The organism is Mesorhizobium sp. M0659, assembly GCF_040320605.1.
In the GTDB taxonomy this organism is placed as follows: Bacteria; Pseudomonadota; Alphaproteobacteria; order Rhizobiales; family Rhizobiaceae; genus Mesorhizobium.
On record NZ_JAMYPY010000014.1, the window covers coordinates 12,365 to 33,044 of the forward strand.

Below are 20,680 nucleotides of genomic sequence, written 5' to 3' on the forward strand. Positions count from 1 at the left end.
CGCGAAATAATTCGAACCGAGCGGTTCGATTGCTCTTGATATGGGCCTGCTTTAGCGCTATGTCAACGTTCGCATCGAACCGAACGGTTCAGTATAACACATTTTCCTTATGTAGCTACGGTAGCGAGATATCATGTCCTCGAACACGCCAACCACCGCCGAAGTCCGCCCCTTTCCCAACGCCAAGGTCTCGCCGGTTATCGAAGCGCCGGAAGCGCCCATCAAGCCTGCCGCCGAAGTTTTGGCCGAGGTGCCGGCCAAGAAAAAGCGGTCGGCTCGCTCGTTCATGCTGCCGATCATCGGCCTCGCTCTGCTCAGCGCCGGCGCCTGGTATGGCTATGATTACTGGACCGACGGCCGGTTCCTGATCTCGACCGACGACGCCTATGTCCAGGCCGACATGTCGTTCGTCTCGCCGAAGATTTCCGGCTATGTCGATCAAGTCAAGGTCTCGGAGAACCAGCAGGTCAAGGCCGGCGATCCGCTGCTGACGATCGACGACGGCGACTACAGAATAGCCGTTGCCCAGGCGGAGGCGCAGATCGCCACGCTGGCCAAGACGCTCGACCGTATCGACGCGCAGACCAAGGCGGCGCAAGCTTCGCTGCAACAGGCGCAGGCGCAGAAGGTCGCCGACCAGGCGGCAGCCGACAACGCCGCTCGCGCCCAGCAGCGCGCCGCGCAACTGGTCAAGACGCATGTCGGCACGCAGGCACAATTGGACGATGCCCAGACCGCTCTCGACCAGGCCAATGCGGCCCTTGTCGGCGCCGACGCGCAGATTGCAGCCGCACAGGCTAATATCGGCGTGTTCGAAGCGCAGCGCGCCGAATCGGCCAGCACGCTGGCTTCGCTGCGGCTGAACCGCGACAAGGCCGCGCGCGATCTTTCCTTCACCGTGCTCAAGGCGCCTTATGACGGCGTCGTCGGCAACCGCTCGGTCGAGCAGGGCGACCTCGTCAGCCCCGGCCAGAAGCTCGCCGTCGTGGTGCCGCTGGACAAGCTCTACATCGTTGCCAACTTCAAGGAGACGCAGCTGGCCAAGCTGGTGCCCGGCGAGAAGGTGCGGGTCTCGGTCGACGCCACGGACGGCCATGATTTCGAAGGCACGGTGTCGTCGCTGGCGCCGGCTTCGGGTGCGGTGTTCTCGCTGCTGCCGCCGGAAAATGCCACCGGCAACTTCACCAAGGTGGTGCAGCGCATCCCGGTTCGCATCGACGTGCCGGCCGATGTGCTGAAGGCAGGCAGGCTGCGCGCCGGCCTGAGCGTCGTCGTCGCCGTCGACAGCCGCACGGCTCCGGCTACGGCGAACTGAGCGAAAGCCGGGAGCAACGCCATGGCAACCGCAACCATAACTGCAGGAGCGGCGCCGGCGCCTGCCATGCCAGCGGTACCGACGACCATCTCGACGCGCCGCCTCATCGCCTTCCTGGCGATGGTGTTCGGCATGTTCATGGCGATCCTCGACATCCAGATCGTCTCAGCCTCGCTGGCCGAGATCCAGGCCGGCCTCAGCGCCAGTTCCGACGAAATCCCATGGGTGCAGACCGCCTATCTGATCGCCGAAGTGGTGATGATCCCGCTGTCGGGCTTCCTCAGCCGGATGCTGTCGACGCGCGTGCTGTTTGCAGGCGCCGCGGCCGGCTTCACGGCGGCCAGCGCGCTGGCCGCGACCGCCACCAACATCGACCAGATGATCGTCTACCGAGCCATCCAGGGCTTTATCGGCGGCGGCATGATCCCGAGCGTTTTCGCCGCCGCCTTCACCATCTTCCCGCCGTCGCGCCGCGCCATGGTGTCGCCGATGATCGGCCTGGTGGCGACGCTGGCGCCGACCATCGGCCCGACCGTCGGCGGCTATATCAGCCATGCCATGTCGTGGCACTGGCTGTTCCTCATCAATGTCATTCCAGGCATTCTGGTGACGGTCACGACCTGGACCCTGATCGATTTCGACAAGCCCAATCTCGGCCTGTTCAGCAAGTTCGACTGGTGGGGCCTTGCCGGCATGGCGGCGTTTCTCGGCTGCATGGAATATGTGCTCGAGGAAGGCCCGAACCATGACTGGCTGCAGGAACAGGCCGTGTTTATCTGCGCCATCATCATGGTTGTCGGTGCGGCGCTGTTCTTCTGGCGTGCCTTCACCGCCGAGGAGCCTATCGTCGATCTCAGGGCCTTCACCAACGTCAATTTCGCCTTCGGTTCGCTGTTCTCCTTCGTCATCGGCATCGGCCTGTACGGTCTGACCTATCTCTACCCGGTGTTCCTCGGACGCATCCGCGGCTACGATTCCTTGATGATCGGCGAAGCCCTGTTCGTCAGCGGCCTGGCGATGTTCGTCACTGCGCCGATTTCCGGCATCCTGTCGAGCAAGATGGATTTGCGCATCATGATGATGATCGGGCTGTTCGGTTTCGCTGCCGGCACATGGTGGATGACGCATCTGACCGCCGACTGGGATTTCTGGGAATTGCTGATCCCGCAGATCCTGCGCGGCAGCTCGATGATGCTGTGCATGGTGCCGATCAACAACATTGCGCTCGGCACCTTGCCGCCGGACCGGCTGAAGAACGCGTCGGGCCTGTTCAACCTGACCCGCAACCTCGGCGGTGCGGTCGGCCTTGCCGTCATCAACACCGTGCTGATCGATCGCAGCGCCTTCCACTACGCCAGGCTGGCCGAGCATGTGGAATGGGGCAGTGCGGCGGCGCAGACCAAGCTGCAGAACATGACGCTCGACTTCCAGCAGACTCCCGGCCTCGACGCCACCAAGGCGGCGATCTCCAAACTGTCGGGCATGGTCCAGCAGCAGGCGTCGCTGCTGTCGTTCATGGATGTGTTCACCATGCTGACCGTGCTGTTCGCGACCATGGCGGTCTTCACCCTGGTCATCGCCAAGCCGGCGCCGCCCGCGGGCAGCGGTGGCGGAGGCCATTGAGCGCGCCGGACCCCCCGCCTGGCGCGCTCATGTGTGACCCCGGAAATCACCCCCGATTTCCGGGGTCACCCTTAAGCATCGATCGTTATCACCACCTATGCCGCGGCAGGCGGCCCAAACCATTTGGTCAGCGAGTCGGTAAGCCCGGCTGCTTCGGGGCCGCCGACCCAGGCCACATAACCGTCAGGCCGGACCAGCACTGCGCGTGGGGCTTCGACTGCCCCCAGCACCGGAAGCTCCCATGCGCCATCGTAGCTGGCGTCGACCAGCTGAATCCGCTCCACCCACGGGCCGATATCAAAAGCGCCGGGCTCACCAAGATTAAGCAGCAGCGGTCGGGCGTCGTGCAGCAGCGCGAAAACCGCCAGCGGCCCGGCAGCGGTGACGAGGTCGAGATCAGGCATGCGACGTCCCAGCAGCGGATGCCCTTCGCCAAGATCGTAGTGAATGTCCAGGCCGGACATCATCCCGGCAAAACGCTTGCGCGGCTCTTCCATGGCGAGCAGTTCCGACACTGTATCGCGCAACGCTTTGGTACGCTCGTCTTCGCGACGCAGCGCGACTGACGCCATGGTGTTTTTCGACACGCGCGCGGCAACCGGGTGGCGTTCTGCCTGATAGGTGTCGAGCAGGCTTTCCGGCGCTGTTTTCGTGACCACCTGGGCAAGTTTCCAGCCCAGATTGACCGCGTCGTGCACACCGGTCTGCAGACCCTGTCCGCCGTCCGGCGGATGGACATGCGCGGCGTCGCCGGCGAGCAGCACCCGCCCCTTGCGGTATGCGGCTGCCTGCCGGGTCATGTCGGTGAAGCGGGCCAGCGATGTCGGATTGTGGACGCCATAATCGGTGCCGTAGACGGCAATGAGCGCCTCGCTGAGATCGCGCAAAGTTGGCTCGCCGCCAGCCCCGACCTCGCGCTCGGTCACCAGCACCCGTACCGTACCGTCTTCCAGTCTGCTGAGGCCGTGAATTCCGATGGCATCGCGGTGGATACCCCATTGCGGCTCTTCTGTTACCTCAATCTCGGCGATCAAATTGCTGGTTGTCGGCTCGGAACCGGGGAACTCTATGCCCCCCGCCTTGCGCACGAGGCTTCTGCCGCCGTCGCAGCCGACAAGATAATCGGCACGAAGCGACCCGCCATCTGTCAGCGCGACATCGACGCCGCCTGCATCCTGCACGAAGCCTGTCACCTCGCGGCCACGGTAGATCGTGACGTCAAGTTCATCGACCCAGTCAGCAAGGATGCGCTCTATGTGCTTTTGCCACAGCGCCAGCCCGTAATTGTGGCGGGTGGGGAAGTCGCTGATATCAAGCGAAACGCCGACGAAGCCTGCGACCTGTGCGGTCTGGCCTTGCGACAGGAACCGATCGGCAATGCCGCGCTGGTCGAAGATCTCGATGGTGCGCGAATGCAGGCCGCCCGAGCGCGCGCCCGCGAGGTCCTGGTTCTCGCGCCGCTCGACGATGGCGACATCGATGCCGGCCAGGGAAAGCTCGCCGGCCAGCATCAACCCGGTCGGGCCGCCGCCGGCGATCACCACGGAATGGGATATTCGCGGCCGGTCCGCATCAACACCGTCGGTCGATTTGGCGGTCGATTTGGGCTCACCGTCGCGAGCCCGTGCTTCAGTTCGTTGCATAGGTTCTGGCCCTCTCGTTAAGGGCTGCGGAATCTACGCATAAAAAGCCGTCTGCCAATTCTTGAAGTTGACTGTTTTCGCCCCATTTCAAGAGATAGGAGGCGGTCGTCACACCGGCGCCAAATCCCCACCCCGCTAAAAGACGCCGAACGGTCAGGCAGTGGCCGGCTTGAAGCAGAGCGCAACGCCGTTGATGCAATGGCGCAGGCCGGTCGGCGCCGGGCCATCGTCGAAGACATGGCCGAGATGGCCGCCACAGCGGCGGCAGTGGACCTCGGTACGGGTCATGCCGAGCGAACGGTCCTCGGTCTTGCCGACGGCGTTGGCAATCTCCTGCCAGAAGCTCGGCCACCCGGTGCCGGACTCGAACTTGGTGTCTGAGGGGTAGACCGACAGGTCGCAACCGGCGCAGGCGAAAATGCCCTTGCGATGCTCGTTCAGCAGCGGGCTGGTGCCGGGATACTCGGTGCCTTCCTTGCGCAGCACGTTGAAGGCTTCGTCGGACAGGATGGCGTGCCATTCGGCGTCGGTCTTGGTGACCTCGAAGGTTTCGGCAGCCTTAGCGGGCCCGCCCATGCGCAACGTTGCCGCCGCGCCGGCCACGGCAGCGATGGCGGCGCCGCTCAAAAGCAAATCTCGACGGTTCATGACAGAAATCCTCCTGCGGATCATTTTGCCAGATTTGGCCGCCACTGGAAAATCAAAAGCCGGTGACGGTTGTCCTGCAAACGAACGCTCCACACCGGCTCCGCGCTTGTTGCGGACGGGATGGAGCGCTCGGTCGTTTGCGCGGCCCGCGAGGGGGGAGCCGCGCAATCAGAGAGCTTACCGCCTGTTCGTCGGCGGCAGGGGCTTTGTTACATCTTCGGCAGCAGGACCTTGTCGATGACGTGGATGACGCCGTTCGACTGCTCGACATCGGCGATCGTCACATTGGCGACATTGCCGTTCTCGTCGGTCACGGTGACCTTGCCGCCATCGGCCTTGAGCGACAGCTCGCAGCCGCCGACCGTCTTGACCTTGTGGGTGCCGCCATCGGCCTTGGCCATCGAGGCGACATCGGCGCCCATCGCCTTGGCGCCGATGACATGGCAGGTCAGGATCTTGGTGAGCTTGTCCTTGTTCTCGGGCTTGAGCAGCGACTCGACCGTGCCAGCCGGAAGCGCGGCGAAGGCCTCATTGGTCGGTGCGAAGACGGTGAAGGGGCCAGCGCCCTGCAGCGTCTCGACCAGGCCGGCAGCCTTGACGGCGGCGACCAGTGTCGTGTGATCCTTCGAATTGACGGCGTTCTCGACGATGTTCTTGTTGGCGTACATGGCGGCGCCGCCAACCATCGGATTCTCGGCATAGGCGATTGTGGCGAGGGCGGAGACGGCAATGGTACCGGCGAGCAAAAGGGTGGCGATTCTACGCATAGTGTTCGAACTCCTCGGGGTTATTGTTCCTCTTTCGGGAACATGAGGAGATACGGAATAGAACTGCCTGAGTTTCCGCGCGCCGGGAAAAATTTATCCTTTATTTTGTCGGCGAATTATCTCCGGAGACGAATCTCTAATCTCCAGCAGCGTATCCAAAACGAAAACGGCGGAAGATCTACTTCCGCTGACTTCATTATCACGTCATGGTTTTACGATCTATCAGATGCCCTTCAGGTCGCCCGCGGCAACGACCGGTCCGGTCGGCTGTCCCGTCGTCGAACCGCCCGTCGGCTCGACGCTGACAGCAAGCACGGCGCCCTGCGCCAGCTTCTGCTGCACGGCCGGGGTAACCGGGATATGGGCGACCTGGCCGGCGGGAATGACACCCATCGAGACGGGAGCATTCTTGCCTTCGATCATCCACAGTTCGAAGTCCTTGCCGGCGGCGCGTTCGCCCGAAACCAGCGACAGGCCGACATCGCGGCGGGAAGCGTCGTAGACGACAAGGTATTTGACATCGCTGCCTTCGGCAGCCAGCGAGGCGACGAGGCGCTCCTGCGGCACGACGACCGGCGACCTGACGTAAGGCACGGCGACATAGAGCACCAGGGCCGCGAGAGCCGCTGCGGTGAGGCCGCGCCAGAAGCTAAGGCTGGACCACAGGCTGCCGCTCGGGGCCGTCGTCGACGCCGCGGTGGAGGAGAACAGCCGGCGATCGATAGCCGGCTTGATGGTGGCCGGCGGCTCTACCTCAGCATAAGCGGCAGCCATCGGCGAGAGATTCACTTCCCAGGAATCGACGAGACGGGCAAAGCCGGTCTCCGCGTCGATGCGTCCGGAGGCTATCTGGCGCTCATCCGCCGGCAGCACGCCGAGAACGTATTCGGCGGCGAGCAGGTCGTCGCCTCCACGTTCCGGTCCATTTTCTTCTGCCAGGGTCATCTTTCCAGACATTCTCTAAGTTTCAACAGGCTGCGGCGCAGCCATGTCCGCATCGTGTTGAGCGGAACCTTGTGACGTTCCGCGAGCTCGGCGTAACTTTCGCCGTTCAAATAAGCACCCCGAACGGCTTGCGCCCGGTCTTGTTCCAACTCTTCAAGGCACTGATAGATGCGCTCGGATTCACCGCCCGCAACAACCATAGCCTCTGGCCCGGGACCGGGGTCAGCCACGTCGAGCGCGGCATCGATATCGGCAGCAGGCTTGCGTCGCGACCGGATGCGATCAATCGCATGATTGCGTGCTATGGCCACCAGCCAGGAGATTGGGCTGAGATCAGAAACAGCGAAACGATCCGCCTTCGTCCACACTTTGACGAAGACCTCTTGCAGCGCTTCTTCCGCATCTCCGCGATCCTTCAATACACGAAGGCACACGCCGAAAAGTTTCGCACTGGTTTGCCGGTAAAGCAGATCGAACGCAGTCCGATCCTTCATCGAGGTCCGGACAATCAGGGTGGAGATATCCTGCGGCGTCATACGGACAAGCTAAGCGATCACGATTTATTTGCAAAGGCAGAAATCTTGTTGTCCACGCAAACCATGTCCGCGCCCGATCGCCAGTAATCGCCGGTCGGTGCCAAGGAAATCGGCTGTCGTTAGCCTCCCGCAGAAAGGGGAACAGCAATGTCGGCCGAACGGATGCTGCGGGAGAACGATGCGACCGGCTTGGCGGAGCTGGTGCATAGAGGCGAGATCTCGCCGCCGGACCTTGTCGATGCTGCGATCGCGCGCGCCGAGGCAACCCGATCATTGCGCATCCGCCGCTTGCCTGAGGCGCCATGGGCCCGAAGGGGGCCGACGAGCTCATCGAAAACCTGCTCGACAAATTGCATCTGACCCGTCTCTTGGAGATCAGATCCCTGTTTGGGCAATTGATGGACAAGAGCCTGTGGTTCACCCACCGGCCGGCGATCCACAATGTCAGCGGCCAGCCGTCGATCGCGCTGCCGGTCCATGTCACCGATGCCGGCCTGCCGCTCGGCATCCAGGCCGTCGGCCGCCCCGGCGACGAGCAGACGGTTTTGTCGCTCGCCGCGCAGATGGAGAAGATTTCCGGGTGGCTGACGCGGCGGGCGCCGCTCAAGGTGCCGGCCTGATCCGGCAGATTTCATCATTGTGACAGCAAAGCTGTTTGCGGCCTGGGCCAATTCCCGCTAAGACGCCGCCGTCCTTACCCACATCCAGGGAACCATGCCGATGACGGAGATCACCGCCACCGCCGAAATGCAGGCCGCCCTGCTCTCGCGGGCCCTGCCCTATATGCAGCGCTACGAGCACAAGACGGTGGTGGTGAAATATGGCGGTCATGCCATGGGCGATATCGAGCTCGGCAAGGCTTTCGCCCGTGACATCGCGCTGCTGAAGCAGTCCGGCGTCAACCCGATCGTCGTCCATGGCGGCGGGCCGCAGATCGGCGCCATGCTGGCCAAGATGGGAATCGAATCCAAGTTCGAAGGCGGGCTGCGCGTCACGGACCAGAAGACGGTCGAGATCGTCGAGATGGTGCTGGCCGGTTCGATCAACAAGGAGATCGTCGCGCTGATCAACGCCGAGGGCGAATGGGCGATCGGCCTGTGCGGCAAGGACGGCAACATGGTGTTCGCCGAAAAGGCGCGCAAGACCATGATCGACCCGGACTCCAACATCGAGCGTGTGCTCGATCTCGGTTTCGTCGGCGAACCGGTCGAAGTCGACCGCACCCTGCTCGACCTGCTGGCGCGCTCCGAAATGATCCCGGTGCTGGCGCCGGTGGCGCCCGGCCGCGATGGCCATACCTACAACATCAATGCCGACACCTTCGCCGGCGCCATCGCCGGCGCCTGCCAGGCGACGCGCCTTTTGTTCCTGACCGACGTGCCCGGCGTGCTCGACAAGAACAAGAAGCTGATCGACGAGCTGACGGTGGCCGAAGCCAAGGCGCTGATCAAGGACGGCACGGTGTCGGGCGGCATGATCCCCAAAGTCGAGACCTGCATCGAGGCGATCGAGCGCGGCGTCGAAGGCGTCGTCATCCTCAACGGCAAGACGCCGCATGCGGTGCTTCTGGAACTGTTCACCGAACACGGCGCCGGCACGCTGATCGTGCCCTGAGGTGCTACTGGCTTGGCGGCCAGTCGATCGGCTGGCCAGCCGTTAGGCAGGCTGGGGCAGGCGCGCGATGACCTTTATCTCGAAGTCGAAGCCGGCTAACCAGTTGACGCCGACCGCCGTCCAATTGGTGTAGGGCGGTTCACCGAACACCTTCAGCCGAACGGCATCGATCACGGGCCATTGCGCTGCCGGATCGGTGTGGAAGGTGGTCACGTCGACTATATCGTCGAACGTGGCGCCCGCTGCTTTCAGCACTGCCGCGAGATTATCGAAGGCAAGCTGGACCTGCTTTTCGAATGCAGGTTCGGGCGACCCGTCCTCGCGGCTGCCGACCTGGCCCGAGACGAACAAAAGATCGCCCGATCGGATTGCAGCAGAATAGCGATTGATCTCGTAGAGAGCCTGCCGGCCGGCAGGAAAGATCGCGTCACGTTTGGTCATTTTCACTCCATTGTCCGGGGCACTCACATACGTCCCGTATGCATGAGGTGGGTACATACGCTGCGTATGTCAATACGCATACGGTACGTATCTATGAATGGCAGCGAGCCTGTCAGGCGCCGGCCGAGATCGCGACAGCCGCTTCGGCCGGCTTGCGCGACGGGCGCATGACGACCATGGATTCCTCATCGGCATCCTGCGGAGCGCCCCAGAACTCAGCCAGCGTCGGACCATCCTTGAGGCGGCGGTCGCGGGCCAGAAAACCCCAGACCTCGCGGAACCACACGCGGCGGCCCATTTGCGTGTACCAGCGCATCGAATGGCGCTGTTCGGGATCGGGGTGGAAGAGAATGCGCGCCAGCGCCTTCGGCCGCGACTGCACCGCGACCTCGATCAGCTTGACCGAGAAGAACAGCATCCACGGTTTCAGCCGCGTCAACTGCAGCACCTGGTGCTTGTAGTCCCACAGCCGGGCATCCGTCTGGATCACCTTGCGGTCCTTGGCGATGCGGAAGAACGGCGTCCAGCGGTGCGGCGTGACATAGAGCGCCTGGATCTGGTCGGGGTCATAGGCAAGCAGCTGGCGAAAGCCGCGCCACAGATCGCGAAAGGTCTCATCCTCGAACCCCGCCACCCAGGTCGCCATGGACAGTATGCCATGCTGGCGGAGCAGCCGGATCGCCTCGCGGTCGGATGAGGTGCTGCCGCCCTTGCGGATCAGTTGAAGCGTCTGTTCGTCGGTGTTTTCCATGCCGAGCAGCCAGCGGATGACGCCGGCCTTGCGATAGAGGTGCAGGATGTCGGCATCGCGCACGATGTCGTCGGCCCGGGTCGAGCCGACGATCAGCACCGGCACGTTCTCGGCGATCAGCGCATCGAGAAAGGCGCGCCAAACCTTCTTCGATACGGTCGGGTTTTCGTCGGCGAGGTTGATCAGTTCGACGCCGTGCTGGCGGTGCAGCCAGGCAATCTCCTGCGCAAATTTCTTGGGGTCGCGGTGCCGCCAGCGGGTCCAGAAACCGCGCTGGCCGCAATAGTTGCACAGATGCGGGCAGCCCCGCGAAAACTGCATGACCACGGCGCGCTTGCCGCCCCAATAGCTGTAGCGGCGGTGATCGATCAGCTCCCAGCTGACGCGGTACTCGTCCAGATTGGCAGTGGTCCCGGCCGGCCGCGTCGCGAAGGGGCGGCCGAGATCGTCGCGATAGGCGATACCCGCGACATCGCCCAGCGGCCGGCGATTGTCCAGTGCCACGACCAGGGCAAGGATGGTTGCCTCGCCCTCGCCGCGCACGATGAAGTCGAAGACATCGCTCGCCGCCAATATGTCGCGCCAGTGATAGGTCGGGAACACGCCGCCATAGATCACCAGCGTCGCCGGCTCGAGCGCCTTGACCATGCGGGCGATCGCGAGCGCGGTGGGATGCGCCGAGGTCGAGCCGGAGTGGCCGATCAGGATGCAATCGGGCTGGCCGCTGAGCGCATCGCGCACCAGCGTTTCCAACGGCATCGGCCCGAATTCGGCATCGACCAGCCGGACTTTATGGCCGGCGTCGATAAGCGGGCCGCCCAGTGCCAGCAGGCCGAGCGGTGGCAGATGGTCATCGGGCACGCGGCTGCCGATGGCGGTGTGCGGCGGATTGATCAGCACGATGTTCATGACGGACCTTTGAGCGACGGTCCGCATGGCGTAGCCGGCGTTTCAGTTTCGCATTTGGGCTCCGTTCAGCAGTTTGCGTGCAGCTTTTCCGCAGAAATGGCGATGCGTGTCCTACCGCCTGAGGTGGGCGAGCGGCACGTGGCCCGGGCCCTTGATGTTCTGCAGCACCAGCTGGGTGTGAACGTCGCGCACGCCGGCAAGGCGCATCAGGCGGTGCATGACGAAGGCGTTGAGTTCGTCGACCGACGGCACCATGACGTGCAGCAGGAAATCGTGGTCGCCGGTCATCGTCCAGCATGACGACACTTCGTCCATGCGTTGCACGGCGGCGATGAAGCTTTCGGGCGAACCGTCGCTGTGGCTAGTGAGGCGCACCTGGATGAACACCTCGACCATCAGGCCGACGGCGCGGCGGTTGAGCACGGCGGCAAAGCCCTTGATGATGCCGGCCTCCTGCAGCGCCTCGAAGCGGCGGGCGCAAGGCGTCGTCGACAGGCCGATCTCCTGCGCCAGTTCGGACACGGGCTTGCGTCCATCGCGCTGAAGAACATCCAGCATCTTGATCTCGAAATCGTCGAACTGAGGCATTTTCACTCTCTTCAGCTTCTGCTTGGTGATTTTTACCTCAAATCATGGACCCAAGCCATCATCAAAGCTGAATTGCCTCGCCGGCCGCCGCTAGACTCTGCGGACAGATTCAAGTGTCACGATCAGGGAGAAGAACCATGACGACGATGAGCGTTGCCGAATATGCCCGTGATTGCGCGGCGCAAGGCCTGCGTGGCGACTATTCAGTGTGCCGTTCCGACTTCACCGTGGCGCAGGGCTACAACTACAGCGCCGACGAACAGGCGGTGTGGCGCACGTTGTGCGACCGGCAGACCAAGCTGACGCAGAAGCTGGCGCACCATTCCTATCTCGATGGGATCGCCGCACTCGGCCTGCTCGACAAGATCCCGGATTTCGGCGCGGTCTCAGACAAGCTGCGCAAGCTGACCGGCTGGGAAATCGTCGCCGTGCCTGGCCTCATCCCGGCCGCGCCCTTCTTCGACCATCTCGCCAACCGGCGCTTTCCGGTGACCAACTGGCTACGCACCAAGGACGAGCTCGACTACATCGTCGAACCCGACATGTTCCACGACTTCTTCGGCCATGTGCCCATCCTGACACAGCCGGTGTTTGCCGACTTCATGCAGATGTATGGCGAAAAGGCCGAGAGCGTGATTGCACTGGGCGGTGACGAGATGATCACCCGGCTCTACTGGTACACCGCCGAATACGGGCTGATACAGGAGGAGGGCCAGAAGCGGAAAGCTTTCGGCGCCGGGCTGATGTCGTCGTTCACCGAATTGCAGTTCGCCGTCGCGAGCCCGGACGCGCACCACGTGCCCTTCGACCTCGAAACGGTGATGCGCACCGGCTACGAGATCGACAAGTTCCAGCGCGCCTATTTCGTGCTGCCGTCCTTCGACGTGTTGCGCGATGCGTTCCGGACCGCCGATTTCAAGGCGATCGTCGCCCGCCGCAAGGGGCAGCCGGCGCTGGATCCAGCGACGGTTTAGCAAATCCTGAAGGGTTTGCGCGGCACCTACCCCCACCCTTAATCCCTCCCCACAAAGGAGGAGGGAGATCTCGTTGGCGCTGATTTCCGAGGGTTTCGACACCAAGGCATGGGTAGCGCCGGCAGCAATCCTGTCGCGCCGTTCGCTTTTTTCACAATCAGACGGTAATGACTTCGTCACACCGTGGATGACTTCGTCACACCGTGATTACTTTGGTCAGATGGTCGCCTAGCCGGCAGGCAAGCGCTGTGATCGTCGTCGTTGGATTGCATTCGCCAGAGGTGCAGAATACCGAGGAACCACCGACATAGAGATTATCCATGCCGTGCACCTTGCAGTTGGCGTCGACCACGCTCTTGACGACATCGGTGCCCATGCGCGTGCCGCCCATGTGGTGGTGGCCGGCCAGTTCCTCATCCGTCGGGTAGTCCTCGCCATTGGTCAGCCAGTCCATGATGCGGACGCGGCCGAGGTCCTTCTCGATCAGCGTCGTTCCGAACAACTTGAGCCCCTCGAGGATGGTGCGGCGCTCCAACGGCGACTTCTTCCAGTGCAGCTCGATGCGCGGCACGCCGGCACGGTCGACATCGGTCTTCGACAATTCGATATGGTTCGAGGCCAGCGGCGCCTGTTCCCAGGCGACGTAGAGCTGGGCGGCGCAGCGCAGGTTCTGGCTGAGCTGGTAGGCGACCCATTCGGCGGCCTCGGGCGCGGTGCAGGCAAGGTCGGCAATCAGGCTCTTGACGCCGGCATAGGGCGTCTCGATCAGGCGTATGCCGAAATTCATGATCTGCAGCCGCTCCATGGCGGCGAGCGTCGGCGAGAAGAACGCCTCGTTGACGGCATCGACCTCGAACTCGCTGTAATCGGCCAGGATGGCATTGCCGCCCTCGAAGGTCGGGTGCTCCATCCAGTAGCGGCCAAGTGCCGTGGCGTTCGGCACCACGCCGCCATTCGAGCGCTGGTTCGACCATAGAAGCAGCCGCGAATTCTCCAGCCCGCCGGCGCAGACGATGAAATAATCGGCGCTGAAGGCGCCGGCATCCTTGCCGTTCGACCACAGCCTGGCGCCGGTCACTCGTTTGCCGTCCCCGGCAAGTTCGGTGGCATAGGTGTTGAGCACGAGCGCTATGTTCTTGCTCTTGTCGAGCTCGTCGGAGAATTTCTCGCCAAAGCGCACGGCCGGGCTCTTGATCAGCTGCACCCAGCGTATGTCGTCTGAAATCGGCACATCGGGCTTGAAGTCGGGAAGCTCGAGTATGTCGTGCAGCTCGGACAGATAGGGCTCGATGTCGGTCCGGGCGATTGGCCAGCCGGTGTCCGGCGCCCATGCCTTGGGCTCAAAGTCCTGCTTGTCGAGCACGCGGCACCAGCCGGCCCAGTGGTTCGACGACCCGCCCATGAAGCGCAGCCGGGTGATGTCGAGATCGAAATATTGATCGCCGACCGTGGAGCCGCGGTAGAAATCCTGCGACTCGTCGCTGAATTCGCGTGCGCCGGCCTCCAGCACCACGACCGGAATGCCGGCGGCGCCGAGCTTTCTGGCAATGGTGGTGCCGGCCGGCCCGGAGCCGAGAATGCAGACCTTGGGCTTGAAATCCGAGGCTCGAAACGCCTCATAGCTGTCGAAGATCATGCCAGGTCGCTCCGCTTCAGGATCCAGCCATTGACCACGACGATCACGTCGGGATCGGCCGGGGGGCGGTCGCTGTCAGGCTGCTTGCGAAAAAGCTGTAGCGCCGGCATCGCAATCAGCGCCTGCACGATGGTGCGGCGCGATATTTTCCTGATGAACAAACTCATGACACGTCTCTGGATGGGGGCTTCGATCCACGCATAGCGTTCCCTGAACGGCACACGTACCGGCCAGACATGCCATTCCCGTGCCAAGCCTTGCGTGTAAACGAGTTACAACCCGGTAAACGGCGCAGTTGCGTGGAAACAATGTCGGCGAACCGTTAACAGCCCCACCACCAACACCTCAGGCAGCTTCGGAAATATCCCGGTCGAGGATCGACAAATTGCGGCCGCGGTGCTTGGCCTCGTAGAGCCGGCGGTCGGCGGCGCGCATCAGGTCCGAGACATCGGCATCTTGCGCACAGGTGATGCCGCCGATCGAGACGGTCAGCGGCACCGTGCGCTCGTCGACCGGACGAAAGCGGACCAGCTCGACTTCACGGCGGATGCGCTCGGCCACGCGCCGGGCTTCGGCTTCCGTAGCGCCGACCAGGAAGGCGCCGAACTCCTCACCGCCAATGCGGCCGAGCACGTCGCCGCTGCGGACGCCGCGCTCGATGGCGCTGGCGATCAACACCAGTGCGTCATCGCCGGTCAGATGGCCGAAACTGTCGTTGATCGCCTTGAAATGGTCGGCGTCGATGATCAGCAGCGCGCCGCGATCGGATTTGCGCCGCGAGCCGTCCAACGCGGCAAAGAAGCTCTCGCGGTTGAGCATGCCGGTCATGTCGTCGCGGCTCGCCTTCGCCGACAGGCGCCGATGCGCGGCGGCGAGCTGGGCATGCGCGCGGGCGAGATCGCGATGCGCGTTTTTCAGTCGGTCGCTCTGCCAGAAGGTGCTGGCGCAGGCGATCCAGGCGAGCGCCAGCGGGCACACCGTCGATGTCAGCCAGACAGTGCGGTCGACCGGAAAACCCATGGCGGGAACGATGATCAGCGTCAGCAAAAGCGAGATGGCTACCGAGCCGAATGCGACCGCGGCGGACTTTAAGACTATGCGACTCATCGCTGGCTCCCACTGAACCGTCTCTGTGCCAGCAAGCCCTGAAGGCCACCTTTCCGTGATGGCTAAAATTTGAATGGTGAGCCCATTTTTACAACTCTAGATGCACATAGGTTGTGGATAAGCTCTACATCAGAAAGGGGTTCGAACGGCAGATATTTCATGCCATAAGGACGCCATGACCACGCTGCCCGATCCCGCCCGCTTCGCCCATGTCACCGACTGGGTGTTCGACCTCGACAACACGCTTTATCCGCACCATTCGAATCTGTTTTCGCAGATCGACGTCAAGATGACGGCCTATGTCGGAGAACTGCTCACGCTGCCGCGCGAGGAAGCGCGCAAGCTGCAGAAGGAACTCTATCTCGAATATGGCACGACGCTGAACGGGCTGATGACGCGTCACGGCATCGACCCCGACGACTTTCTCGAAAAGGTGCATGATATCGACTATTCGTGGCTGGTGCCGGATCCGGTGCTGGGCACCGCTATCCGCCAGCTGCCCGGCCGCAAGTTCATCTTCACCAATGGCGACCGCAGGCACGCCGAGCGCACCGCGCGCCAGCTCGGCATACTCGACCATTTCGACGACATTTTCGATATCGTCGCCGCCGGGCTGACGCCGAAGCCGTCGCGGCAGACCTATGAGAAGTTTGCCGAACTGCACGCCGTCACCGGACACAATGCGGTGATGTTCGAGGATCTCGCCCGCAACCTCGAGGTGCCGAAATCACTGGGCATGACCACGGTGCTGGTGGTGCCGCGCAATTTCGAGCCGACCTTTGCCGAGATCTGGGAACGCGATCCGGCCAATGAGGACGACGTCGATTTCGTCACCGACGATCTCGCGACGTTTCTGACGGGGATAGTGGAGGGGTAGAGGAATTGAGGAGCTGAAGAATTGAAGAACTGGTGAAAGGGAGACCGATCCGGACCTCCTTTTCCTCAATTCTTCAGTTCTTCAATTCCCGGTTCCCCTACTCCCCCAACTTGTAGAAGCGGCTGATGATCCCCCAGGCCTCGTCGGCGGTGTCGACAAAGTCGATGATATCCTGGTCGCCGGGCGTGATGGTGCCTTGTTCGGCCAGGAAATCGAGGTCGATCGCGCGCTGCCAGAACGCCTTGCCGAACAGGATCACCGGCACGCGCTCCATGCGGCCGGTCTGGATCAGCGTCAGCGTCTCGAAGAATTCGTCCATGGTACCGAAGCCGCCCGGAAACACCGCGACGGCCTTGGCGCGCATGACGAAATGCATCTTGCGGATGGCGAAATAGTGGAAGTTGAAGCACAGCTCCGGGGTCACATAGGCGTTCGGCGCCTGCTCGTGTGGCAGGACGATGTTGAGGCCGATCGACGGCGCGCCGACATCGTCGGCGCCGCGATTTCCCGCCTCCATCACGCCTGGGCCGCCACCGGTGACGACGACGAATTCGCGGTAGTAGGACGTGGCCGATTGCTGTGAGCAGAGGCGGGCGAATTTGCGCGCCTCCTCGTAGTATTTGCTGTTTTCCTCGAGGTTTTTCTTCTGCGTCTCGTTCTTGGCGGCCCAGGCCTCGCCGCCGGGCTCGGGAATACGCGCGCCGCCGAACAGGATGACCGTCGAGCGGATGCCGCGCTCGGCCAGGATCATTTCGGGCTTCAAGAGCTCAAGCTGCAAGCGCACAGCGCGCAATTCCCGGCGCGTCATGAAGTCGGGATCGTTCCAGGCCAGCCGGTAGGTTTCGGCGCGAGTCTGCGGCGTGTCGGGAACGCTTTTCGAGCGCTCCAGATCCTCGTCCGAATGCGGCAGCGGCGTCCATCCCGCCTTTTCCATAGGAGTCATATGCTTTCTACCCGTCCCAACAGTTCACTTGCGCCGTCCCATGGCGCACGCGCGATTGACCCCCAATACGCCTTAACATAGGGTCCGCGCGACTTTCAAAACAAGGTTAAGGCCGACGGCCTTAACAGCGTGGTAACGGAGCGAATTCATGTCGAAGCCTGATCTGGCCAGCCTCGAAAAGACGATCGAGAAGGCCTTTGAGGAGCGCGACACGATTTCGACTGCGACTCGGGGCGAAACGCGCGACGCCATCCAGTCCTCACTCGACCTGCTCGACCGTGGCACCGTGCGCGTTGCCGAGCGCCAGGCCGATGGCAAATGGCATGTCAACCAATGGCTGAAGAAGGCGGTGCTGCTCTCGTTCCGGCTCTATCCGATGGAGATCATCAAGGGCGGCCCCGGCCAGGCGGTCTGGTGGGACAAGGTGGCGTCGAAGTTCGACGGCTGGAGCGCGGTCGATTTCGAGAAGGCAGGCTTCCGCGCCGTGCCGTCTTCGATCGTGCGCCGCTCGGCCTATGTCGCGCCGGGCGCGGTGCTGATGCCGTCCTTCGTCAATGTCGGCGCCTATGTCGATAGCGGCACCATGGTCGACACCTGGGCCTCGGTCGGCTCCTGCGCCCAGATCGGCAAGAATGTGCACCTCTCGGGCGGCGTAGGCATCGGCGGGGTGCTGGAGCCGATGCAGGCCGGCCCGACCATCATCGAGGACAATTGCTTCATCGGCGCGCGCTCCGAAGTGGTCGAGGGCTGCATCGTGCGCGAAGGCTCGGTGCTCGGAATGGGTGTGTTCATCGGCCAGTCGACCAAGATCGTCGACCGCGCCACCGGCGAAGTGTTTTATGGCGAGGTGCCGCCGAATTCGGTCGTCGTCGCCGGCTCGACGCCGGGCAAGGCCTTTCCGAACAACGAGCCGGGCCCTGGCCTCTACTGCGCCGTCATCGTCAAGCGCGTCGATGCCAAGACCCGGTCGAAAACCTCGATCAACGAACTGCTGCGTGATTGATCCTGTCCGAGCAACCAGAGCGCTCCAGATTGCCCAACACACCACCACTTCCCTGGCTTTTCTTCAGCCTCTCAGGGCGCGTCAGCCCAAGTGCCTACGTGCTCGCCGGGCTGCTGCTGGTGCTTGCACAGTTTTTCCCGCTCTACCAGTTGTCGAGACTGGAACCCGGCACCGCAACCAGCCAGAACTGGGCACTTGTGTTCTGGGTCGTTTTGCTGATCTCGACATGGTCGAGCTTTGCGGTAACCGCAAAGCGGTTTCATGATTTCGGCAAGCCGACTTATTACGCGTTGATCTCTCTTATCATCGGCCCCATTCTTCTCATCGTTCTAGCGTGTTTCCGCGGTGACCCCGGTCCGAACCGCTACGGCAAACGCAGCAACGCGCCGGCTGAACCATGAGCGCCGACCGGATATCTCGCCATGCGCTACCGCACGCTTGATCCGAAACTGATCATCGACACCGCCGAGCGGCTGGAAGAGCGCGTCGCCGAGCGTTTTCCCGATGCCGGCCTACGCGGCGTCGCCGCCGAACTGGTGTCGCTGTCGCGCGACCTGGCCAAGGCGGCGCAGGCGCTCGAAGCGCCGATCTGGTGGCTGCGCGGCGCCATCGTCGCCGCTGTTGCCGCCGGCGCGCTGATCTTCCTATTCGTCGGCACCATCCTGCCGCTCATCCATATCTCGCAGGCCGACGATGCGGTGCAGTCGGTGCAAGGCATCGAAGCCACGATCAACATGATGATCCTTGCCGTGCTCGGCCTGCTGGCGCTGATCCGCACCGAGGAGCGCATCAAGCGCAAGCGGGTGTTTCGCCAGCTGCATGGGTTGAGATCGCTGATCCATGTCATCGACATGCACCAGCTGACCAAGGATCCGGCAGCATTGTCCGCCAATTTCAGGCCGACCGCGCATTCGCCGGCTCGCATCACCAATGCCGCCGACCTTGCGCGCTACCTCGACTATTGCTCGGAAATGCTGTCGATCACCGGCAAGATCGCGGCGCTGTTTGCGCAGTCCGTCAATGACGATGTGGTCATCGACGGCGTCAACGACGTCGAGAACCTGGCGTCCAACCTGTCGCGCAAGATCTGGCAGAAGATCACGCTGATCGAGAACCACCCGGCGGCGCAGCCCGTGCCGGCGCCAGCCCCGGCGAGCAAAGCGCCGGCTCCGAGGCGCGCACCAAAGCTGTGACGCGGCGGGCCCACGCGCCTCTTTTCGGGCTATGCGGGCCAAGGCCCGAGGCTCGCGGCAAGTAGACTATCCAGTGACGGCTTCCGGCGTCAGCCCGGGTGAGCCGCGCTTTTCCCGCTCGGCCTGCCGCACCAGCGCGGTGACCCGCTTCAGCAGAGGCGCCGGCGTGCCGGCCTTTTCGGCGAGGCTCAGGACGGCCCCCTGCAGGTCACCGATCTCGGTCGGCCGACCGCGCTGGAGGTCGTCCCACATCGACGAGCGCGCCTGCGGGTCGATGGCGAGCATGCGGCGGGCGACCAGCCGGAACAGCCAGTCCGGCAGCCGGAGCAGCTTCGGCAGCAGGCCGGGACGCAAGCCGCCGATCCGCGCCGGCGCGATATGTAACGCCTTCATCGCCGCCAAGGCCTCGTCGATCTGACCGGCCAGGATCCGCCGCCAGCGGCGGTCGGCAAGTTCGCTCGCCAGCGGCAGGCCGGACAAGGCGACAAGCGCGTTGTTGAGGTTGATCAGCAGCTTGCCCCACTGAACGGCTTTCATGTCGGGATGGGTTTCCACGCCAAGCCCTTCGACATCGAGAAGGCCGGCAAGGCCGGTCACGCCAACTTCGATCATGACCTTGCCGTCGCTGGCGCGATGCACGTGAAGCGGCAAATTGCCTATGGCCGACTGGACGACATTGAACGGCACCATGCCGGCGAGCACAGTCCGTCCACCGAGCCCGGCGCGTAACCGGTCGGCATTGCCGACGCCGTTCTGCAGGCTGACCACCACGACATCGCCGCGCGCATGTCCGGCAACAAGCGACGCCATCTCGTCGGTAGCGCCGTTCTTGACCGTCACCAGCACCACGTCGGCGCTGGCCAGGGCAGCGGCGGGATCGGTGGTGACGGACTCCGGCCGGATGGATCGGTCGCGACCATCAAGATCGGTGATGCGCAGGCCACCGTCCAGCAAGGCCGTCGCGATGCCTGGCCGCGCCAAAAACACCACCTTGCGTCCGGCCAGCGCCAGGCAACCGCCGACATAGCAGCCGATGCTGCCGGCGCCGGCAATGACGATGGTCTTTTCGGCGTTGGCCATGCGATTATCTCGTGTTGGCCTGCACTATACGACATGAAAACCATAATGTCGGCTGCAGACCGGTCATCATCTCTGGCCGTGACAGGC

Annotated in this window: 22 protein-coding genes; 9 read left to right on the forward strand and 13 right to left on the reverse strand. The window is 63.2% G+C overall.

The genetic code is table 11. The features are described from left to right. Positions 1–133: 133 nt before the first annotated feature. Together NKI31_RS21220 and NKI31_RS21225 are read left to right on the forward strand one after the other, a co-directional pair. Complete coding sequence (locus tag NKI31_RS21220; RefSeq protein WP_352652487.1) at positions 134–1,315, forward strand: HlyD family secretion protein; 1,182 nt, start codon at positions 134–136, stop codon at positions 1,313–1,315. Between the two features lie 21 nt (positions 1,316–1,336). After that, on the forward strand, positions 1,337–2,938 hold the full coding sequence (locus NKI31_RS21225) for a DHA2 family efflux MFS transporter permease subunit (protein WP_023755369.1): 1,602 nt from the start codon (positions 1,337–1,339) through the stop codon (positions 2,936–2,938). A gap of 95 nt (positions 2,939–3,033) precedes the next feature. On the opposite strand, the gene NKI31_RS21230 is transcribed toward NKI31_RS21225, so the two are convergent. From NKI31_RS21230 to NKI31_RS21250, 5 genes are all read right to left on the reverse strand, one after another. Then, positions 3,034–4,581: an FAD-dependent monooxygenase gene (locus tag NKI31_RS21230; RefSeq protein ID WP_352652488.1), complete on the reverse strand. Its 1,548-nt coding sequence runs from the start codon at positions 4,579–4,581 to the stop codon at positions 3,034–3,036. 153 nt (positions 4,582–4,734) lie between these two features. Next, positions 4,735–5,229 carry a peptide-methionine (R)-S-oxide reductase MsrB gene (gene msrB, locus NKI31_RS21235; protein WP_352652489.1) on the reverse strand — a complete coding sequence of 165 codons (495 nt, stop codon included), beginning with the start codon at positions 5,227–5,229 and terminating at the stop codon, positions 4,735–4,737. 209 nt (positions 5,230–5,438) lie between these two features. Then, a complete protein-coding gene (locus NKI31_RS21240; protein ID WP_023693011.1) occupies positions 5,439–5,996 on the reverse strand; it encodes a fasciclin domain-containing protein in 558 nt (185 codons plus the stop codon). A 222-nt stretch (positions 5,997–6,218) separates the two neighbouring features. Then, a complete protein-coding gene (locus tag NKI31_RS21245; protein WP_023736962.1) occupies positions 6,219–6,941 on the reverse strand; it encodes an anti-sigma factor in 723 nt (240 codons plus the stop codon). Further along, positions 6,938–7,477 (reverse strand): sigma-70 family RNA polymerase sigma factor, encoded by a 540-nt coding sequence (locus tag NKI31_RS21250; protein ID WP_023673234.1) that lies wholly within the window; start codon positions 7,475–7,477, stop codon positions 6,938–6,940. Before NKI31_RS21250 ends, NKI31_RS21245 begins: the two co-directional genes overlap by 4 nt. A 302-nt stretch (positions 7,478–7,779) precedes the next feature. Here NKI31_RS21250 and NKI31_RS21255 point away from each other — a divergent pair, with 302 nt between their 5' ends. Together NKI31_RS21255 and argB are read left to right on the forward strand one after the other, a co-directional pair. Beyond that, the gene (locus tag NKI31_RS21255; protein ID WP_352652490.1) at positions 7,780–8,097 is read left to right on the forward strand and encodes an amidase family protein; all 318 of its coding nucleotides are present in this window, start codon (positions 7,780–7,782) and stop codon (positions 8,095–8,097) included. Positions 8,098–8,197: 100 nt separating this feature from the next. Continuing rightward, entirely contained in the window at positions 8,198–9,091 is an 894-nt protein-coding gene (gene argB, locus NKI31_RS21260) for an acetylglutamate kinase (protein WP_013528489.1), read from the forward strand. Positions 9,092–9,133: 42 nt separating this feature from the next. Here argB and NKI31_RS21265 read toward each other — a convergent pair whose 3' ends face one another. The 3 genes from NKI31_RS21265 to NKI31_RS21275 all read right to left on the reverse strand — a co-directional run bounded on the left by NKI31_RS21265 (position 9,134) and on the right by NKI31_RS21275 (position 11,780). Further along, positions 9,134–9,532 carry a RidA family protein gene (locus NKI31_RS21265; protein WP_352652491.1) on the reverse strand — a complete coding sequence of 133 codons (399 nt, stop codon included), beginning with the start codon at positions 9,530–9,532 and terminating at the stop codon, positions 9,134–9,136. Between the two features lie 112 nt (positions 9,533–9,644). Continuing rightward, positions 9,645–11,192, reverse strand: a complete 1,548-nt coding sequence (gene bchE / locus NKI31_RS21270) for a magnesium-protoporphyrin IX monomethyl ester anaerobic oxidative cyclase (RefSeq protein ID WP_352652492.1) — start codon at positions 11,190–11,192, stop codon at positions 9,645–9,647. 111 nt (positions 11,193–11,303) lie between these two features. Next, positions 11,304–11,780 (reverse strand): Lrp/AsnC family transcriptional regulator, encoded by a 477-nt coding sequence (locus NKI31_RS21275; RefSeq protein ID WP_023732755.1) that lies wholly within the window; start codon positions 11,778–11,780, stop codon positions 11,304–11,306. Between the two features lie 137 nt (positions 11,781–11,917). On the opposite strand from NKI31_RS21275, the gene phhA reads away from it, so the two are divergent. Next, complete coding sequence (phhA, locus tag NKI31_RS21280) at positions 11,918–12,754, forward strand: phenylalanine 4-monooxygenase (protein WP_023732756.1); 837 nt, start codon at positions 11,918–11,920, stop codon at positions 12,752–12,754. A gap of 196 nt (positions 12,755–12,950) precedes the next feature. Here phhA and NKI31_RS21285 read toward each other — a convergent pair whose 3' ends face one another. The 3 genes from NKI31_RS21285 to NKI31_RS21295 form a co-directional block, all read right to left on the reverse strand. After that, positions 12,951–14,390: a GMC oxidoreductase gene (locus NKI31_RS21285; protein ID WP_352459997.1), complete on the reverse strand. Its 1,440-nt coding sequence runs from the start codon at positions 14,388–14,390 to the stop codon at positions 12,951–12,953. Next, complete coding sequence (locus tag NKI31_RS21290) at positions 14,387–14,557, reverse strand: hypothetical protein (RefSeq protein WP_352652493.1); 171 nt, start codon at positions 14,555–14,557, stop codon at positions 14,387–14,389. Before NKI31_RS21290 ends, NKI31_RS21285 begins: the two co-directional genes overlap by 4 nt. A gap of 178 nt (positions 14,558–14,735) precedes the next feature. After that, positions 14,736–15,497, reverse strand: coding sequence for a GGDEF domain-containing protein (locus NKI31_RS21295; RefSeq protein ID WP_023681345.1), 762 nt, complete (start codon positions 15,495–15,497; stop codon positions 14,736–14,738). A gap of 175 nt (positions 15,498–15,672) precedes the next feature. On the opposite strand from NKI31_RS21295, the gene NKI31_RS21300 reads away from it, so the two are divergent. Further along, positions 15,673–16,374 (forward strand): pyrimidine 5'-nucleotidase, encoded by a 702-nt coding sequence (locus tag NKI31_RS21300; RefSeq protein ID WP_352652494.1) that lies wholly within the window; start codon positions 15,673–15,675, stop codon positions 16,372–16,374. A gap of 97 nt (positions 16,375–16,471) precedes the next feature. Here NKI31_RS21300 and NKI31_RS21305 read toward each other — a convergent pair whose 3' ends face one another. Next, positions 16,472–17,317: an LOG family protein gene (locus NKI31_RS21305; protein WP_023681343.1), complete on the reverse strand. Its 846-nt coding sequence runs from the start codon at positions 17,315–17,317 to the stop codon at positions 16,472–16,474. Between the two features lie 148 nt (positions 17,318–17,465). Here NKI31_RS21305 and dapD point away from each other — a divergent pair, with 148 nt between their 5' ends. From dapD to NKI31_RS21320, 3 genes are read left to right on the forward strand one after another with little or no spacing between them, the layout of a single operon-like run. After that, a complete protein-coding gene (dapD, locus tag NKI31_RS21310) occupies positions 17,466–18,320 on the forward strand; it encodes a 2,3,4,5-tetrahydropyridine-2,6-dicarboxylate N-succinyltransferase (RefSeq protein ID WP_352652496.1) in 855 nt (284 codons plus the stop codon). Beyond that, the gene (locus NKI31_RS21315) at positions 18,317–18,721 is read left to right on the forward strand and encodes a DUF805 domain-containing protein (RefSeq protein WP_081725464.1); all 405 of its coding nucleotides are present in this window, start codon (positions 18,317–18,319) and stop codon (positions 18,719–18,721) included. The genes dapD and NKI31_RS21315 overlap by 4 nt, the downstream gene beginning before the upstream one ends. A gap of 21 nt (positions 18,722–18,742) precedes the next feature. Continuing rightward, complete coding sequence (locus NKI31_RS21320; protein WP_352520657.1) at positions 18,743–19,513, forward strand: hypothetical protein; 771 nt, start codon at positions 18,743–18,745, stop codon at positions 19,511–19,513. 66 nt (positions 19,514–19,579) lie between these two features. Here the strand turns inward: NKI31_RS21320 and NKI31_RS21325 are convergent, their stop codons facing one another. Continuing rightward, positions 19,580–20,593, reverse strand: a complete 1,014-nt coding sequence (locus tag NKI31_RS21325; protein ID WP_352652497.1) for a 2-dehydropantoate 2-reductase — start codon at positions 20,591–20,593, stop codon at positions 19,580–19,582. Positions 20,594–20,680 lie beyond the last annotated feature (87 nt).

Excerpts from the sequence above, each read along its gene's own strand:
- NKI31_RS21220 (WP_352652487.1), top strand. The coding sequence starts at position 134 with ATGTCCTCGAACACGCCAACCACCGCCGAAGTCCGCCCCTTTCCCAAC.
- NKI31_RS21225 (WP_023755369.1), top strand. The coding sequence starts at position 1,337 with ATGGCAACCGCAACCATAACTGCAGGAGCGGCGCCGGCGCCTGCCATG.
- NKI31_RS21230 (WP_352652488.1), bottom strand. The coding sequence starts at position 4,581 with ATGCAACGAACTGAAGCACGGGCTCGCGACGGTGAGCCCAAATCGACC.
- msrB (WP_352652489.1), bottom strand. The coding sequence starts at position 5,229 with ATGAACCGTCGAGATTTGCTTTTGAGCGGCGCCGCCATCGCTGCCGTG.
- NKI31_RS21240 (WP_023693011.1), bottom strand. The coding sequence starts at position 5,996 with ATGCGTAGAATCGCCACCCTTTTGCTCGCCGGTACCATTGCCGTCTCC.
- NKI31_RS21245 (WP_023736962.1), bottom strand. The coding sequence starts at position 6,941 with ATGACCCTGGCAGAAGAAAATGGACCGGAACGTGGAGGCGACGACCTG.
- NKI31_RS21250 (WP_023673234.1), bottom strand. The coding sequence starts at position 7,477 with ATGACGCCGCAGGATATCTCCACCCTGATTGTCCGGACCTCGATGAAG.
- NKI31_RS21255 (WP_352652490.1), top strand. The coding sequence starts at position 7,780 with ATGGGCCCGAAGGGGGCCGACGAGCTCATCGAAAACCTGCTCGACAAA.
- argB (WP_013528489.1), top strand. The coding sequence starts at position 8,198 with ATGACGGAGATCACCGCCACCGCCGAAATGCAGGCCGCCCTGCTCTCG.
- NKI31_RS21265 (WP_352652491.1), bottom strand. The coding sequence starts at position 9,532 with ATGACCAAACGTGACGCGATCTTTCCTGCCGGCCGGCAGGCTCTCTAC.
- bchE (WP_352652492.1), bottom strand. The coding sequence starts at position 11,192 with ATGAACATCGTGCTGATCAATCCGCCGCACACCGCCATCGGCAGCCGC.
- NKI31_RS21275 (WP_023732755.1), bottom strand. The coding sequence starts at position 11,780 with ATGCCTCAGTTCGACGATTTCGAGATCAAGATGCTGGATGTTCTTCAG.
- phhA (WP_023732756.1), top strand. The coding sequence starts at position 11,918 with ATGACGACGATGAGCGTTGCCGAATATGCCCGTGATTGCGCGGCGCAA.
- NKI31_RS21285 (WP_352459997.1), bottom strand. The coding sequence starts at position 14,390 with ATGATCTTCGACAGCTATGAGGCGTTTCGAGCCTCGGATTTCAAGCCC.
- NKI31_RS21290 (WP_352652493.1), bottom strand. The coding sequence starts at position 14,557 with ATGAGTTTGTTCATCAGGAAAATATCGCGCCGCACCATCGTGCAGGCG.
- NKI31_RS21295 (WP_023681345.1), bottom strand. The coding sequence starts at position 15,497 with ATGAGTCGCATAGTCTTAAAGTCCGCCGCGGTCGCATTCGGCTCGGTA.
- NKI31_RS21300 (WP_352652494.1), top strand. The coding sequence starts at position 15,673 with ATGACCACGCTGCCCGATCCCGCCCGCTTCGCCCATGTCACCGACTGG.
- NKI31_RS21305 (WP_023681343.1), bottom strand. The coding sequence starts at position 17,317 with ATGACTCCTATGGAAAAGGCGGGATGGACGCCGCTGCCGCATTCGGAC.
- dapD (WP_352652496.1), top strand. The coding sequence starts at position 17,466 with ATGTCGAAGCCTGATCTGGCCAGCCTCGAAAAGACGATCGAGAAGGCC.
- NKI31_RS21320 (WP_352520657.1), top strand. The coding sequence starts at position 18,743 with ATGCGCTACCGCACGCTTGATCCGAAACTGATCATCGACACCGCCGAG.
- NKI31_RS21325 (WP_352652497.1), bottom strand. The coding sequence starts at position 20,593 with ATGGCCAACGCCGAAAAGACCATCGTCATTGCCGGCGCCGGCAGCATC.